The sequence below is a fragment of the Rossellomorea aquimaris TF-12 genome, assembly GCF_001648555.1.
GTDB lineage: Bacteria > Bacillota > Bacilli > Bacillales > Bacillaceae_B > Rossellomorea > Rossellomorea aquimaris.
In genome coordinates this window covers 121,186-137,042 of sequence record NZ_LQXM01000026.1, presented here as the reverse complement: position 1 = coordinate 137,042, position 15,857 = coordinate 121,186, and the positions used below count along the sequence as shown (strand labels likewise).

19 protein-coding genes are annotated in these 15,857 nt (G+C 36.6%); 6 read left to right on the top strand and 13 right to left on the bottom strand.

Going from position 1 to position 15,857, the window contains the following annotated elements; genetic code table 11:
* Nucleotides 1-16: 16 nt before the first annotated feature.
* The 8 genes from IQI_RS08650 to IQI_RS08615 form a co-directional block, all read right to left on the bottom strand.
* Nucleotides 17-238 carry a hypothetical protein gene (locus tag IQI_RS08650; protein ID WP_064092252.1) on the bottom strand — a complete coding sequence of 74 codons (222 nt, stop codon included), beginning with the start codon at nucleotides 236-238 and terminating at the stop codon, nucleotides 17-19.
* A 225-nt stretch (nucleotides 239-463) separates the two neighbouring features.
* Nucleotides 464-1,231 (bottom strand): DUF2268 domain-containing protein, encoded by a 768-nt coding sequence (locus IQI_RS08645; protein WP_064092251.1) that lies wholly within the window; start codon nucleotides 1,229-1,231, stop codon nucleotides 464-466.
* A gap of 207 nt (nucleotides 1,232-1,438) precedes the next feature.
* The gene (fabF, locus tag IQI_RS08640) at nucleotides 1,439-2,680 is read right to left on the bottom strand and encodes a beta-ketoacyl-ACP synthase II (RefSeq protein ID WP_064092250.1); all 1,242 of its coding nucleotides are present in this window, start codon (nucleotides 2,678-2,680) and stop codon (nucleotides 1,439-1,441) included.
* A 37-nt stretch (nucleotides 2,681-2,717) separates the two neighbouring features.
* Complete coding sequence (locus IQI_RS08635; RefSeq protein ID WP_064092249.1) at nucleotides 2,718-3,650, bottom strand: beta-ketoacyl-ACP synthase III; 933 nt, start codon at nucleotides 3,648-3,650, stop codon at nucleotides 2,718-2,720.
* A 289-nt stretch (nucleotides 3,651-3,939) separates the two neighbouring features.
* Nucleotides 3,940-4,128: a ComZ family protein gene (locus IQI_RS08630; protein WP_064092248.1), complete on the bottom strand. Its 189-nt coding sequence runs from the start codon at nucleotides 4,126-4,128 to the stop codon at nucleotides 3,940-3,942.
* Nucleotides 4,125-5,093, bottom strand: coding sequence for a BMP family ABC transporter substrate-binding protein (locus tag IQI_RS08625; protein WP_064092247.1), 969 nt, complete (start codon nucleotides 5,091-5,093; stop codon nucleotides 4,125-4,127). The genes IQI_RS08630 and IQI_RS08625 overlap by 4 nt, the downstream gene beginning before the upstream one ends.
* 118 nt (nucleotides 5,094-5,211) lie before the next feature.
* Nucleotides 5,212-5,937 (bottom strand): hypothetical protein, encoded by a 726-nt coding sequence (locus tag IQI_RS08620; protein ID WP_064092246.1) that lies wholly within the window; start codon nucleotides 5,935-5,937, stop codon nucleotides 5,212-5,214.
* 26 nt (nucleotides 5,938-5,963) lie between these two features.
* On the bottom strand, nucleotides 5,964-6,707 hold the full coding sequence (locus tag IQI_RS08615; RefSeq protein WP_064092245.1) for a hypothetical protein: 744 nt from the start codon (nucleotides 6,705-6,707) through the stop codon (nucleotides 5,964-5,966).
* Nucleotides 6,708-6,963: 256 nt separating this feature from the next.
* Here IQI_RS08615 and IQI_RS08610 point away from each other — a divergent pair, with 256 nt between their 5' ends.
* Nucleotides 6,964-7,146, top strand: a complete 183-nt coding sequence (locus IQI_RS08610) for a DUF2929 family protein (RefSeq protein WP_064092244.1) — start codon at nucleotides 6,964-6,966, stop codon at nucleotides 7,144-7,146.
* A 447-nt stretch (nucleotides 7,147-7,593) separates the two neighbouring features.
* Here IQI_RS08610 and clpB read toward each other — a convergent pair whose 3' ends face one another.
* Together clpB and IQI_RS08600 are read right to left on the bottom strand one after the other, a co-directional pair.
* Entirely contained in the window at nucleotides 7,594-10,197 is a 2,604-nt protein-coding gene (gene clpB, locus IQI_RS08605) for an ATP-dependent chaperone ClpB (protein WP_064092243.1), read from the bottom strand.
* A gap of 146 nt (nucleotides 10,198-10,343) precedes the next feature.
* Entirely contained in the window at nucleotides 10,344-10,523 is a 180-nt protein-coding gene (locus IQI_RS08600; RefSeq protein WP_064092242.1) for a YjzC family protein, read from the bottom strand.
* Between the two features lie 204 nt (nucleotides 10,524-10,727).
* Between IQI_RS08600 and IQI_RS08595 the strand changes: the two genes are divergently transcribed.
* Both IQI_RS08595 and IQI_RS08590 read left to right on the top strand, forming a co-directional pair.
* Nucleotides 10,728-11,537 carry an undecaprenyl-diphosphate phosphatase gene (locus IQI_RS08595; RefSeq protein ID WP_064092241.1) on the top strand — a complete coding sequence of 270 codons (810 nt, stop codon included), beginning with the start codon at nucleotides 10,728-10,730 and terminating at the stop codon, nucleotides 11,535-11,537.
* Between the two features lie 75 nt (nucleotides 11,538-11,612).
* Entirely contained in the window at nucleotides 11,613-12,305 is a 693-nt protein-coding gene (locus tag IQI_RS08590; RefSeq protein WP_082892638.1) for a Crp/Fnr family transcriptional regulator, read from the top strand.
* 40 nt (nucleotides 12,306-12,345) lie between these two features.
* Here IQI_RS08590 and IQI_RS08585 read toward each other — a convergent pair whose 3' ends face one another.
* Together IQI_RS08585 and IQI_RS08580 are read right to left on the bottom strand one after the other, a co-directional pair.
* Nucleotides 12,346-12,654, bottom strand: a complete 309-nt coding sequence (locus tag IQI_RS08585; protein WP_064092240.1) for a metal-sulfur cluster assembly factor — start codon at nucleotides 12,652-12,654, stop codon at nucleotides 12,346-12,348.
* Nucleotides 12,655-12,769: 115 nt separating this feature from the next.
* Complete coding sequence (locus IQI_RS08580) at nucleotides 12,770-13,543, bottom strand: prolyl oligopeptidase family serine peptidase (protein WP_064092239.1); 774 nt, start codon at nucleotides 13,541-13,543, stop codon at nucleotides 12,770-12,772.
* 190 nt (nucleotides 13,544-13,733) lie between these two features.
* On the opposite strand from IQI_RS08580, the gene IQI_RS08575 reads away from it, so the two are divergent.
* The 3 genes from IQI_RS08575 to IQI_RS08570 all read left to right on the top strand — a co-directional run bounded on the left by IQI_RS08575 (nucleotide 13,734) and on the right by IQI_RS08570 (nucleotide 15,015).
* Nucleotides 13,734-14,549 carry a Cof-type HAD-IIB family hydrolase gene (locus tag IQI_RS08575; protein WP_064092238.1) on the top strand — a complete coding sequence of 272 codons (816 nt, stop codon included), beginning with the start codon at nucleotides 13,734-13,736 and terminating at the stop codon, nucleotides 14,547-14,549.
* 119 nt (nucleotides 14,550-14,668) lie between these two features.
* Entirely contained in the window at nucleotides 14,669-14,824 is a 156-nt protein-coding gene (locus IQI_RS20825) for a hypothetical protein (protein ID WP_197489724.1), read from the top strand.
* Nucleotides 14,824-15,015, top strand: coding sequence for a DUF3813 domain-containing protein (locus IQI_RS08570; protein WP_064092237.1), 192 nt, complete (start codon nucleotides 14,824-14,826; stop codon nucleotides 15,013-15,015). The genes IQI_RS20825 and IQI_RS08570 overlap by 1 nt, the downstream gene beginning before the upstream one ends.
* A gap of 41 nt (nucleotides 15,016-15,056) precedes the next feature.
* Here IQI_RS08570 and IQI_RS08565 read toward each other — a convergent pair whose 3' ends face one another.
* Nucleotides 15,057-15,803 carry a BsuPI-related putative proteinase inhibitor gene (locus IQI_RS08565; protein WP_064092236.1) on the bottom strand — a complete coding sequence of 249 codons (747 nt, stop codon included), beginning with the start codon at nucleotides 15,801-15,803 and terminating at the stop codon, nucleotides 15,057-15,059.
* Nucleotides 15,804-15,857 lie beyond the last annotated feature (54 nt).

The following is a 15,857-nucleotide window of genomic DNA, read 5'->3' as shown; positions in this document are numbered from 1 at the left end:
CTATTTACGAATGGTTTTATAGATAGTGGTTGTTTTTTCTTCGTGGGATATATATCGAAAGGGTCACAATGAGCAATCCTAACAAAAACAAATAACATTCTACTCGTGTAATAACAAAAAGAATATAGTCTGTGAAGGTCATTCCTGTTGTAAGAAGGTTTAAATAAATGATTAAACTAACTCCACCTGCAACAGCTAGTCCAAAACCAATAAATAATATAAACACCCGTAACACCATACCTTCCGCCTCTATCCTTTAATTTAGCTCGTCCATTTATACTACAGTTTATGAGAAGAACCTGGAGTTATGCGTAATTTATATGCCCAAAAATGAAGTTGAGTGAAAAAAGATGTCACATTAAAAGGCAAGACTACAGATGGACTCGTACATTCTACCGTAATCTTGCTATTTGCCTAGAAGTAGACTCTTGGAAACGTGTCAATGGAAGAAATAAAAGCCAGTTTAAGTATGTTTATAAAATAACTTGGAAGGCTTGCCTAATAATTGGAGAGTCGTTGCCTTTTTTTTCTTTAAGTATGACTGTACTAAATAATATCCTGCAGCATATCCCAGCATTTTTGGGTAAGATTTCTGTCCAAGCAATAAATAGTCATGCTGAGGAGAGTTTCGGTTTAAATCAAGGTTCGGCTCAATCCACTTTTTAAAATATTTTGAAATTTCATCTTCACTATAAGCATTTACCCAGGAAGCAACATACTCATCTCCACAATACTCCCGCACGGCATTTTCAGCCAGTCCTTCAAACACAATTGAATCCAATAGGGAATATTGGCTATCCTTCTTATTTAGAAGAGACATTCGTACACAATGGTGATACTCATGAACAAATAAAGATTCATATTCTTTCAAGTTTTCTTGCTGAGATAGAAAAAAGAAAATTTCTTCTTTAAAGCAAACTCCAGACTTTTTCATTGATGGCTGAAATATTCCCTTTCTTTCTTGAACTGGAAATAGGTAAATGGGTACATTGGGCCCGTTCCATTTCTTACGGTATCTTTTTTCGTAGCTAGAAAATTGTTTCCATAATTGTTTCTCTTTCATATACTTATAAATTTTTTCTGCATGAGATGATGGTCGGTACATTCCATGCTTTTGAAGGTAATGATAAAAAGATTCTTCATCATCTTTGCCCTTTCTTGTTTTCTTTAAAAGTTCTAAAGGCTTATTGAGTAATTGTTCTAACCATTCATCTGTTGGAGCAACGGTCACCTTCATCCCTCTTTCGCATTCTTTTTACAATGTATATGTATAGAGGATCTTATTAAGTAACCTTTTCTGTATTTAATCGTGGGGCTTTCAGTAGCTGGACATATTTATGTGCTTACTTTCTCCACCCAAATTGCAACAAAGGTTACTAAGAGAGCAAATAAAAACGAGCTTTCGTATCGAAAGCTCGTTTTTAATCAATTTCATTTATTAATTTGAATATTTCTTGAACACGATTGTAGCATTGTGACCACCAAAACCTAAAGAGTTACTCATTGCTACATTTACTTCTTGCTTTCTAGCTTCGTTGGCAACATAATCTAAATCACAATCCGGGTCTGGAGTTTCAATGTTAATTGTTGGCGGAAGGATGCTGTCTTTCATTGATAATACGGTAAAGATAGCCTCTACTCCACCGGCTGCACCAAGAAGGTGGCCAGTCATTGATTTAGTTGAGCTCATCGCTAACTTATGGGCATGATCTCCAAATACTTCTTTTACTGCCATTGTTTCATATTTGTCATTGTATGGGGTACTTGTTCCATGGGCATTAATGTAATCCATCTGATCTGGTTGAATATCTCCATCTTCCAATGCCATTTTCATCGCTCTTGCTCCACCTTCACCACCAGGTGCCGGAGCTGTAATATGATAAGCATCTCCCGTACAACCATATCCTACAAGCTCTGCATAGATTGTCGCACCACGCTTCAGAGCATGCTCCAGTTCTTCTAATACGACGATTCCTGCGCCTTCTCCCATGACAAACCCGTCACGGTTGGCATCAAAAGGCCTTGAAGCTTTTTCTGGATCTGGATTTGTCGATAATGCAGTGTTAGCACAAAAACCTGCAACAGACATTTTCGTAATTGGAGCTTCTGCACCACCTGAGACCATTACATCTGCTTCTCCACGCTGAATTACTTTAAATGCATCTCCAATGGAATTTGTACCTGTGGCACAAGCTGTTACTGTACAGGAGTTAAATCCTTTTGCTCCAAGCATAATGGAAACTTGTCCAGCGGCCATATCTGGAATGATCATAGGAACAAAGAATGGGCTTACTCGTCGATATCCTCGTTTTTGGAAAGTTTCATATTGCTGTTCAAATGTTTCCATTCCACCAATACCAGAACCAATCCAAACTCCTACTCGATGTGCATTTTCATCATTAATTTCTAATTTGGAATCTTTAACTGCTTCCATAGATGCAGCAATGGCATAATGTGTAAAGCGATCCATTTTTCTTGCTTCTTTTCTTTCAACATACTCTTCAATATTAAAATCTTTTAATTCAGCAGCGACTTTGGCTGGGTATTCATCAGCATTTAGTCGAGTCATTGGGCCGACACCCGTTTTTCCTGCTAATATATTTGACCAAGTTGATTCAACACTATTCCCTAGTGGTGTAACAGCACCTAATCCTGTTACTACAACACGTTTTTTCTTCATATTGTCCATCTCCTTTTATGCAAGTATAGAAGAATTATTATTTACCCCAGCGCATGGCGATTGCACCCCAAGTTAATCCACCACCAAAACCTACCATTACTACTACATCATCGTCTTTTACTCTTCCAGCTTCTAAATCTTCAACAAGAGATACTGGAATAGATGCTGCTGAAGTGTTTCCATATTTGTTCACAGTTTTTGACATCTTTTCGACTGGTAATTCCAAACGTTGTCTTGCTGCTTCCATAATTCGTATATTCGCTTGATGAGGGACTAAGAAATCTACATCCTCTTTGGTTAAACCTGCTTTTTCAATTACGTTTACACTTGATTCACCCATTTGACGAACGGCGAACTTAAATACTTCTCTACCATTCATCACAATGTTTTTTTCCTGATAGAGATGCTTTGCTCCTGAACCATCTGCACCTAGTTCAAACGCAAGTATTCCCCTTCCATCACTAACAGGACCAATTACAACAGCACCAGCAGCATCCCCGAATAAAACAGCTGTATTCCGGTCATCCCAATCGGTTATTTTAGATAGTTTTTCTACACCAACTACTAGTACGTTCTTGTATACTTTGTTATCGATAAACTGTTTTCCTGTGATGATTCCATACATAAATCCTGCACAGGCAGCACTGATATCCATAGCTGCCGCTTTTTTGGCTCCAAGTCTCTCTTGAAGCAGGCATGCCACTGATGGGAAAGGATTATCTGGAGTGACAGTGGCAACTAAAATGAGATCAAGTTCCTCTGGAGATATTTTTGCGTCAGCTATTGCCGTCTTCGCTGCCTCATATGCCATATCAGAAGTGTCTGTTTCATTATTTGCTATTCTTCTTTCTTCAATGCCCGTTCTCGTACGAATCCATTCATCTGAAGTATCGACTATTTTTTCGAGATCTGCATTGGTTACAATTTTTTCAGGAAGGTAACGCCCAATTCCAATAATTCCTGCGTTCATACTGGCATCCCCTACTTTCATAATTAATAGTTTATTTATTTTTATAGTTTATTATCAATTATTATGACTTGGTACTAATTCTAGCGAAAAATTCGAGTTTCTGCAATTATTTTTTACTTCTTCTTTTTCTACACGTTTCTCTTTTCAAGCAATTGATCAATGAGTCTCCATTTTTATTACACGCCTCTTTCCTCCAATCAACCACTATTTTTTCTTTCTGTAATAACAAAATAGAGTCTATAAAAAAGACTGTTCAGTTTTCACACTGAACAGTCTTGGTCGCGATCAATTACTCATTATGTAAGGCGTCCTTTTTACCTAATTCATAGGCATCATTCATTAATTGCGTAAAAAGCTTCATAAATGGTTGAAGCATTTCTGGTGAAAACTCAATTCCAGCTTCATCTAATTGATGTTTTGCTTGAGGTAAGTATTTCATAGCGATTTGCATAAATTCCATTGTTTTATCTTCGTTCATTGTTTAGGCTCCTTTCCATTTGGTAATTTTCCTTCTTCAATGTAACGATTTACATGTTGCTTCATTTCAGACTGAAATTTTTCAGGTACAACAGGACTAAATCTCCCCATGGTAATGACACCGTCTTGAAAATCGAACTCTAGATTTCCTGATGATAATTCACCTTTTAAGAATCTATCTGCTACAACTTCATAAAGTTTATCCGCATGCTGTACAGTACTTGTTAATACTGTCGATTCCCCTAAATCAGATTGATCAGATACAAAACCAATGGCGAATAGTCCCTTTTCTTTCAGTTTTTCAATTACAGCTACATTATAGCCATCTCCTGCGGGATAGACAACATCAACACCATTATTAATTTCCTTTTCTAATCGGACAAGGGCAATGTCTTGATCATCCCAATGTTCGGTGTATTCTACCATTACTTCTACGTCTTTGTTTTGAAACTTTGCACCATCTATAAAGCCTTGTACTTCGGGTTGCCAGTCAAACGCAGCCACAACACCTATTTTATCTGTTTCAGATTGGAATGCTGCAGTCATCCCGCCGAAATAACCCATTGCATAGCCTTTAAATCTTAGACTTGTCGTGTTTTTTTCAGTAGCATTACCATTAAAACTTACAAAATGAATGTTTGGATAGTCACTTGAAAGATTATTAAATATCTCTGAATATTCACTTCCATGACCGAATACAAGATTAACATCATTTTTATTAAATTCTCCAACAGCTTGCTTAATTGATGTATCATTATTCATGCTCTCTTTATAGAATACGTCTGCATTGTATTCTGACTGGATTTTTAATAAGCCTTTATATCCTTTTGTTCCCCATACTCCATCATTTACCGTTTCAGGAACTAATAACCCAACTTTTTCCATTTCTCCTGTGCTGGTCCCATTTGAACAACCACTGATGACTAATAATAATAATAATATGACTAGGTAATACCTCTTACACATGTGCAGCAACTCCTTTAAGGCTCATGCAGCTTCCATTAAAGAAAAGATAGAAAAATATTACATCGATTTCATTTTACCCTTAGTTGAATGTACATGAAAAGAGAAAATTTACTTATTCTTAAATTTCCTCCCTATTTATTCCTCTTTTTTGTTCTTGAATGATTTCATCATAGGATTGTGAAGGCTTCACGGTAAGAATATTTTTATTAGGTGTGCATTGGATAGGCTCTGAAGAAAATGTTGATTCTGTGATGTGTGATAAGGCTTCACTCCAACTATTGTCAGAATCAGGTTTTAATGTAAACGTTTTTTGCTCTAAAGAATTTGAAATAATTGAAAAAGCTGCATCTTTCACATAAATAGCACCACTTGTATCGTCAATATATTCATAACATCCTTCTTCACAATCCTCATTTAACAATTGAGCAAACAAAAACGATGATGGCTGATGTATGCCAAATAATGTAGGAATGTAAAATGTAGTAACAGGTCTTGAACCTTGAGACCTACTAGTTTTCCTTTCCCTATTGGAATAGATCTCAACAATATTCGGAAGTTGTTTCTGCTCCTCTAAAATGGAGTCAACTTCTGACAGACATTGCAGCTTATTACCTCTAAGTTGATCGTAATACGGAAGAAACAATGTAGCCTCTGATTTTATTTCCCTATTCCAATCGCTAAAAGCAATGTATTGTATATTAGCGTTTCTCCCAATCTCCATCCATTTTTCCTCTGTTGTGTCATTGTCGTCAATTGCTGTAACAGTCCATCCGCTTTCAAGTAGTGCACCACAAAGCTCAAATCCTAAAAACTGTTGGGCTGCCAAAACTACTGCATGATTCAACTCAATCACTCCAATGTGAAATCATATTATAATTCTTTCTCATGTAATGAGAAATAAGATGCAAACTTTTCTCCCAAAGAAGCTCTTTTTTCGGGAAGTACGTAAAAGAGGTCTGTTGAAAGTCCTTTATCGACTCTTTCCCTATATATATCTTTTATGAGAGAGAACTGATTATTATAACGATTAACAGTGGTTGACTGAACGATGTATAGGGGGATAGATATCTTCTTATATACTTCATAGTCTTGAGAAGGCTGAGAAAAGAAGGCTTCACATTCCTCTTCATTCATTTGAAAAGAAAAAGACAGTTCCTTTATTAGCCTTTTATAGAAAAACTTTTGTTCTTTCTCCTGTTCCAAATGTTTATGAAGTGATACGCATGGTGTGAACATAATTGCTCCTCTAATATCCTCTTCCATTTTAGGATAAAGCTCTTTTAAAACTAAGGCACCCATCCCTTCAGCTAATATATGAATTTTTCCATTGATGATTTCGGATCTTTTTACATGTTGGTATAGTCTTCTAGCTAACTGTACTGCTTGATTGCTTCCCCAATTTGCTCCATAAAGGTTGCTATAATATACAATATACCCCTTTGAAGTAAGCTCTTGAATCCACTTTACCCTTGCTTCATGCTGGACCCAAAAGCTGCTTTTTTCATCTACATAATGATGATGATCACCTAAGATCATCACAGCAAACCCATTTGGACGTTCAGGATAATGAATCATACACCACTCATTCTCTAATTGAAATAAACGCTGGTACATTAGAAAGTCTCCTTTTACATAGTAAGTCATTATAGTTTATGTAGAGACAATACTAATGTTTATGTAAAACGCCTATATTAATGTAAAAAGGAGTATTATTACCTTTTTACATTAATATAGGTTGAATAAATGATAAGGGTTACATTTTCACATATTCGTCATTTATTATTTTCAAAAGCTGTGGTAAGATAATAAAGATTGAAAAAGTTTAACCATTAAATAAATAGTTTAATACATAGAAACGAGGTGACTTGACGTGAGATTTTTTTGGACATTCTTTTGGGCGTTTGCTCTAACAGAAATGTTAACTTACGTTGTAAGTTCAATGATTGGGGTTAAGTTTCACTTTGAAACAGGCTTAATCTTGTCTGTTTTAGTAACCGTTATTCTTTTTGTTATTACACTTGTAATTCCAAATGAACCAGTAGAAAAACATTAATAAACATTGTAATTCGAGAATCCTGGGATTACATACAAAAGTCGTTCATTTCACATAAGAAAAAGCAGGGGTTTTCATAGCCCCTGCTTTTTCCTTTTATTTCAAACCACGCATTTTGGCTTTTTTGCATAGATTGATGTTGTGTAACATGGTAACTCTGTCTACTAGAGTCTGCTAGGTGGTGAGGGAAAGGTTCTCGACTCCTGAGGGAAAGCACGAAAAGCCAAGGGGCTTTGTTCAGGGACAACAAGCATAAGGAGATTCTGACGGAAAGGCGCTTTTTGCCTTATTGGCAGAATTGACTTATGACCTCTAGTCCCTTAGCCCCGGAGCTAGACAGTGAGCCTCCACAGGGCAAAGCCTGCGGAGGCTAAACTCACGCCCTGCGGCGTTCCAATCAATAACTTCTCGCTTTTTCACAAGCATCAAAGTATGCGAAAGATCCTTTTATTTTGATCTAGTTTGCAAATCTATTCCTTTCTCCCCTGCTTCTATTAGAACTTCCTCATTTTTTCCTATCTTTCCAGCAATGATTTCCCGTGCGAGCTTCGTCTCGACTTCTCTTTGTAAATACCTTTTTAAAGGACGGGCTCCATAAACTGGGTCATAGGCAGAAGTTGCAATAAGTTCCCTGGCTTCCTCTGTTAGAACAAGCGATATGTGCTGCTCCTTCACTCGATCCTGCAATTCTAACAATAGTTTGTCAATGATTCCTTTCACATTAGCTATACTAAGTGGTTTAAATAGGATAATATCATCTACACGATTGAGGAACTCAGGGCGAAATGAGCTTCGAAGCTGACTCATGACTAAATCTTTTGTCTCGGTATCTATTTCCTCTTCTCCTTTATTTCGTTCCAAGAGGTGGGTAGATCCGATATTTGAAGTCATAATAATAACTGTGTTTTTACAATCAATTGTTCTTCCTTGTGAATCTGTAATACGTCCATCATCCAGCATTTGCAATAAAATATTGAATACTTCCGGATGAGCTTTCTCAATCTCGTCTAAAAGAATAACGGAGTAGGGCTTTCTTCTGATTGCTTCTGTTAACTGCCCTCCTTCTTCATACCCAACATATCCTGGAGGCGCACCAATTAACCGTGATACTGCATGTTTTTCCATATATTCAGACATATCAATACGAATCATCTGCTCCTCACTATCAAACAATGTGTGTGCCAACGTTTTAGCAAGCTCTGTCTTTCCTACCCCAGTAGGACCTAAGAAAATAAAAGAACCAATCGGTCGGTTCGGATCCTTTATTCCTGCTCGTGCACGAATAACCGCATCACTTACCAATTCAACAGCATCTTCCTGCCCTATCACACGTTCATGGAGGATTGTTTCTAACTTTAATAACTTCTCTCTTTCTCCCTCTACAAGTTTCGTTACGGGAATTCCAGTCCATCTAGCAACAATATTGGCAACTTCTTCTTCTGTTACTTCTTCTCTTAGCAGTCTTCCTTCCTGCTCTTGCATTGTTTCAGCTTCCAAAGTTTCTAATTCCTTTTCCATAGCTGGTATACGCCCATGTCGAAGCTCTGCCGCTTTATTTAAATCATAGTCACTTTCAGCTTCTTCTAACAATCGTCTTAATTTATCAAGCTCTTCTCTCTTTTCTTGAACAGCTCCGATGCTTTCTTTCTCTTGTTGCCATTTTAACTTCATGGCATTGGCTTTTTCTTTTAAATTACCCAGGTCTTCTCTTATTATATGAAGCCTTTCTATGCTTGCCTGATCTTTTTCTTTTGAAAGAGCTGCTTCCTCAATTTCAAGTTGCATTACTTTACGGGTTACTTCATCTAACTCAGTTGGCATAGAATCAATTTCTGTACGAATCATAGCACACGCTTCATCAACTAAGTCTATGGCTTTGTCTGGAAGAAAACGATCTGAGATATAGCGATCAGATAATTTGGCAGCAGCCACGATTGCACGATCATGAATATTAACACCATGATGAATTTCAAATCTCTCTTTCAAACCCCTAAGGATAGAAATTGTATCCTCTACATTTGGCTCATGAACTAATACCTGTTGAAAACGTCGCTCAAGGGCTGGGTCCTTTTCAATATATTTTCTGTATTCATTTAGGGTAGTAGCTCCAATGCAATGCAACTCTCCCCTTGCAAGCATGGGTTTCAGGATATTACCTGCATCCATGGCGCCTTCCGTTTTACCTGCTCCCACTATAGTGTGCAGCTCATCAATAAATAGAAGGATTCGTCCTTCACTTTTTTTCACTTCCGTTAACACTGCTTTTAGCCGTTCTTCAAATTCACCTCTAAATTTAGCACCTGCAACTAGTGAACTCATATCTAATTCAAAGATTGTTTTATCTTTAAGACCCTCTGGAACATCTTTTCTAACAATTCGCTGGGCTAAGCCTTCTACTATTGCGGTTTTCCCAACTCCAGGCTCTCCTATTAAAACAGGATTATTCTTCGTTTTACGTGACAGGATTCGAATAACATGACGAATTTCACTATCTCTTCCTATAACAGGATCAATTCTGCCCGCCTTCACATCAGCAACAAGATCTCTCCCATATTTCTTTAATGCTTCATATTGTACTTCCGGATTTTGAGTAGTCACTTTACTCCCTCCTCTTATTTTATTAATAAGAACGTTAATTTCGTTATGCGTGACACCTTTTGACACCAAATATTTTGTAATATCATGGTCACCTTGCTTAAACAAGGCAATAGCAAGGTGTTCAATTGAAATGTAATCATCTTCCCAGTCACGTTTTATCTTGTCACTGTCCTGTAATAGTTGATGGATATCCCTTTTAAAGTACTGTCCATACTGGAGTCCGGATCCTTCAACTGACGGTATATCATCTAATTTCTCTTGTAAAAACAATTCAAATTCAGGAACGTTTATTCCTGCTTTTAAATAGATCGATTGTAGTAAACTTTCGTGGTTACTGATTAAAGCTTTCCATAAATGCAGTACTCCTATATCCGTATGTAGCCTTTCTTTGGCTAATTCCCCACCAGCAACTAATCCTTCTTGAATGCTATGTGTCATCTTTTCAAAATTCATCGTATACCACCTCGGGAAGAATTTGACCTTTATTGACCTTTGTGTTTATTATATTCCTTTTTATAACATTTGAAAAGAAAAAAGAACAAGGAATTTACTGCATGACGCCTTTCGACAACGTAAGCAGTTTTCCTTGTTCCAACTTATTAAGGTTTTCTCATGTAGGTCCAATGGCGATTATGGTTTGAGTTTTCTGGGAACCGGTCTCCCGCTTTTAATCTTAGTCTTTGGGGATTTTTCACATTACTTCCTGTCTCACCGATTTCAATGTATTGACCATTATTCGGTGCTTTTTCTCCACCTTTAAAATGTCGTGGTTGTCCCATGTATACCCCTCCTTTTCGAAGCATTGCTTCCTTCTTATTTTTCTACAATCATTCCTGTTCATGCATACCAGATGAAGGATATCTAAATCAGTTTCGTAATAATTTCATTACTGTTTTATTAACATTTAGAAAAACCCTTTACAGTCTTTCCCTTTATGGTGTTAAATTAAAAAATGTGGATAATAAAAGGTTGGAGGATATGTAATGGATTTTTATCTTGTTTTGAAATATTTATTCTTAGGGATTTTTCAAGGTTTTACGGAACCAATTCCCATCTCATCTAGTGGACATTTGGCGTTGGCACAACATTTCTTAGGGATAGATGATCCTTCTCTAACGTTTGAAATATTAGTCAATACAGCTTCGTTGTTTGCAGTATTAATTATTTATCGTGAGGATATTTGGCGTCTAGTTGTTAATGGGCTAGGTTATTTTAAACATAAAACACCTGAAACAAAACGTGATTTTCATTTTATTGTGTACTTAATAATTGGTACCATACCTGCTGGTGTTATTGGTGTACTTTTTGGTGATGTTATTGAAGAAAATCTATCTAAAGTGATTACAGTTGGTATTACTTTAATTATTACAGGATTTGCACTATGGGCAATCCGTAATTTTAAGGGTGGAAAAAACGACGGAGATTTAAATATAAAGGATGCTCTAATCATTGGAGCCGCTCAAGCAGTAGCACTTATTCCAGGGATCAGTCGTTCAGGAGCAACTATCGTTGCTGCTATGGCGAGGGGAATGAAAGCTGAAACTGCCTTGCGATTTTCCTTTCTATTATATATCCCCGTCAGTTTAGGAGTCATGGTATTCGGAATTAGTGACTTAATGGAAGCCAAAAACCTATCTGAAATGGCGATTCCTTACACTGTAGCGTTTTTAGCTTCCCTTGTTGCTTCTTACTTCTCGTTAAAATGGTTTATGAATATTATGGCTAAAGGGAACCTTAAGTATTTCGCTATTTACTGTTTCATAGTAGGAACATTGGTTATTATTTTTGCCTAACCACCTATTAATTGTCTATTGTCTTTGATAAAGTTAAAGGCAATAGACTTTATTTAAAGAAAAGATGTGATCTAAATGAGTGATTTAATTAAAGTTCCGACTGAAATTAGAAGCATGTTTTTAGAAGCCAACATCTTAAAGAGCGTTAAAAAAGGACATTACCTCTTTCAAGAAGGACAGATGGCTAATGAGCTTTTTTTGATCAAATCAGGAAGAATTCAGGTTAGTAAGGTCATCGCTGACGGACGAGAGCTTTCAATGCGTATATGTTCCAATAATGATGTCATAGGGGAATTAACGTTATTTTGTAGAGAATCATCCTATATGTTAAATGCAAAAGTCATGGAAAACGTTGAAGTTTATGCTCTACCTAAAGAAAGGTTCGAACAACAGCTCTCTAATAATGGAGAATTAACCATTCAGTGGTTGAAATGGATTCAGCATCAAAATCAGCAAAACCAAACAAAGTTTCGAGACCTAATTCTTCATGGAAAAAAAGGAGCATTATATTCAACTATTATTCGATTAACAAATAGTTATGGTAAATCTTTGGATGAGGGCATATTAATTGACTTCCCTTTAACAAACCAAGAGTTGGCCAATTTTTGCGGAACGTCTAGAGAAGTTGTGAATCGATTACTTAGCGAGTTAAAAAAACAAAAGGTCCTTTCTTTAGAGAAAGGATATATTACGGTTCATAACCTGGATTATTTAAAAGATGAAATTGATTGCGAGAATTGTCCCATTTCAATTTGCAGAATTGATTAAAAAATCGGGTGCATCTATTCAAGAGGTGCACCCGATTTTTTTATCTTATTCCTAAAGCAATCTTCGCGTACCTAGACATATTGTCCTTACTCCATGGTGGATTCCAAACAATATCTACTTCCGTCTCTTTAACTTCTGGAATATCGCTTAAAGCCGCTTTTACTTGTTCTACAATGGTACCAGCAAGGGGACATCCCATTGAAGTCAGGGTCATTGTTACAGTAGCTTTGCCTTCCTCATCTAAATCCACATCATAAACTAATCCTAAATTAACAATGTCTATACCTAATTCAGGGTCAACTACCTGTTCAAGGGCACCCATCAAATTATCTTTAAGATCCTGATCCATATTAGCACTCCTTTATGATTTAATAAGGATTTTTCATATTAAACATTAAATCCTTTATACTTAATGTGTTTTTTCTTCATCATCTTAACAAAAATAATACAATAAAACAAAAATATTAGGCTGATAAGTGCTTTTCAAACCACTCCACCAGTTTTATCACACCTTCTCTAGATACTTTGTGGTCAGCCTTCTCATCCTCGACAAATAATAAGTTATCTTCAAGATCTTCATAATAGGGTAAAATACTATGATAAAACTCATGTGTCAGTTGGAAGGGAACAACCTTGTCCCTTTTCCCATGCCAAAACATAAGAGGTCTACCCTTTAGTTTCTCAGGTTGCAGGCTTAAATCATATTTTTCTAATTCCCTAAAGATTCTCATCGTTTCTTCTTCTGTATAAGGAATCTTATAGCCAAGTGCTTTTACTTGAGCAATTTGAGCTTTCGCAAATTTTACATAAGAAGGATTACCCATTAAGGATACTGCTGAAGAAATCCAGTCATACTGAGTTAGTGCTCCCAGGGTGACAATTCCTCCCATGGAGGTTCCTGCAACACCAATTTTGCTTTCACTAAGTAACCCCTTTTGATCAAAGTGACCCTTTAGAATAGATAATTCATGAATAGTTTGCAGAACAATTTCCCAAAATATTTCTCCTAATTGCTGCTCAGACTTTCCTGAATCCCTTTCACCATGCTCCATACTATCAGGGAGAATTACTCTAAATCCTTTTTCAGCTAAATAATATGCATAGTGCAAATTATGTTCTTTGGCACTTGTAAATCCGTGGATAAAAAAACATAAGGGTAGTGGTTTATCCAAACTTTCTTCTTTAACAAGTTGAAGAAAGGGAATCTTGTTAATGCTTGATTGTTCTACTAATATCATGTTTCTTTATCCCTCCTGGATGCTTTTCCTTTATAAAGATATCTTAGATTTGGTAAGATGAATAATATTTAAAGGATTGTAAACATTTTTTAAATGTACCTTTCTAAAGTAGACAGCTTTCAATGTCTAACGATACACTAGAACCAGGCATTATTTCAAAACAATTGCTTAAGATTGGGGAATTATATTTATGAGTTTAGATGAAAAACACTTAATTGTTCTTGATTTAGATGGGACCCTCCTTACAGATGAAAAGAAGATTTCTTCTAAAACATTTGACATTTTATCAAAAATTCGTCAACAAGGCCATGAAGTCATGATTGCCACAGGCAGACCTTATCGTGCAAGTGAAATTTATTATCAGGAATTAAAGCTAACTACTCCTATCGTTAATTTTAATGGTGCGTTTGTGCATCACCCTACTGATGATTCATGGGGAACTTTTCATGAGCCGATGGATTTAGAAGTGGCAAAACAAATTATAGATGCTTGCTATGATTTTAAATTCCGAAATATTGTAGCTGAAGTAATGGATGATGTATATCTTCATTATCATGATGAGCGAATTATTGACGTATTTATGATGGGAGACCCATCTATCACTACTGGTGATATTCGTAATGTACTTACTGACCATCCTACATCGATGCTTATTCATGCTGAGGAAAGCGACGTTAAGGAAATTCGCGCTCACCTTGATGATGTACATGCTGAATTAATTGATCACCGACGATGGGCAGCTCCGTGGCACATCATTGAAATTGTTAAAACAGGGTTAAATAAAGCCGTTGGAATAGAAAGGGTTGCTTCTTCATTAAATATTCCACAAGAACGAATTATTGCATTCGGAGATGAGGACAATGATTTGGAAATGCTTGAGTACGCAGGAACTGGTGTAGCTATGGGGAATGCAATTGGACCACTTAAAGACATTGCCAATGAGGTAACCTTATCGAACGAAGAAGATGGTATCGGACACTTTTTACAAAAGCGCTTTAACCTCTAATGATGGTCAAACCTACTGGTAGCAGTGGGTAATAATTCATACACTATTCCACCCTTAACTAGCCATACTAAAAAGGAACGCAACTATTCGCGTTCTAGTTATATGAAGGGGTGGTAGTGTTGGGTAGAAATAAATCAAAACGATTTGTACAACAAGGTAAAAATGCGGTATCAAAACACGATGAACGTATCCCTTATCATTTGACATATGCCGAAGCAGAGGCCAAAAAGCTTTCTTCAAATGTTGAAAACTCCTCCCTAGGGGGAATGGAATAATGAGTAATCCATTATTCCGACAAGCAAGACAGGCGGTAATCTCTGCAAAAGAAGCATGCTCCTCTGGTGATAATGCTAAAATGTCCATTGATCAAGCTAAAAATGCCTTGTCTTCTGCTTACGCTAACTCAAATGTAGAAGAACAAAAACAATTACATGTTCTGCAAGATGAATTGAACCAACTCCAATAATGAAAAAAGGGTGAACCTAAATCAATAGGTTCACCCCTTTTTTAGTGTTTCAGCCTCATTAGATAAGGATGACGGATTTTCCCGCTCATTTCATCCCGTTCATACAGAAGCAGAAAACATTCATTGGCCTTGTTACATCTAGGGACAGGGAATGAGAAGCTGAAGTCTGTCCAGGCTGGAGCATCTTTGTTCACTTTCATGAGTGTTTCATTAATTAGTACGTTATGTCCATCTTCTACACTATAATAAAAGCTTCCAGCTGACACATTTGCTTGTCCTCTTACAACCAATTTATCATGGTGTGATCGAATACTGACATGCCTAAAAGATGGATTTTCCTTTAATACAATAAAAGTATGAGAAGCTCTTAGTGGTGTATTGAAGCTACTTAGGTCTTCTCCAAGAAGTCTTGCATGTATGGTATACTTCCCTGGCGGAACACGTTTCTCATCATGATAGTAATTCCACTCACTTTTCCACAGCTTTGTTCCCCCCGGCTTCAAGTGAACAGTGTGTAACCTTTGAAGATAGGATTTATCCTTACCATATACATAGATCTGTTTTCCTTCTTCATTGGTAATCACAAAATCAAAAAATTGACTCGTACGGAACGTAACATTCTTTTTCATACTTGATTGATTATAAAGAATAAGCTGAATGGTTACTGACTCTTCTTCAGGAAAAGCTGTGACAGAAAAAGTGATAGGAGAATCCTGCTTCGCCTCCAAATTGAAAGGTAAACAAATAAATAAAAGACCACTTATGATCATCCATGAAATTACCTTCAAGGTGATACCCCTTTCTATACAATTCAGGTTCACCTTTTAGTATTTGTAAAAATA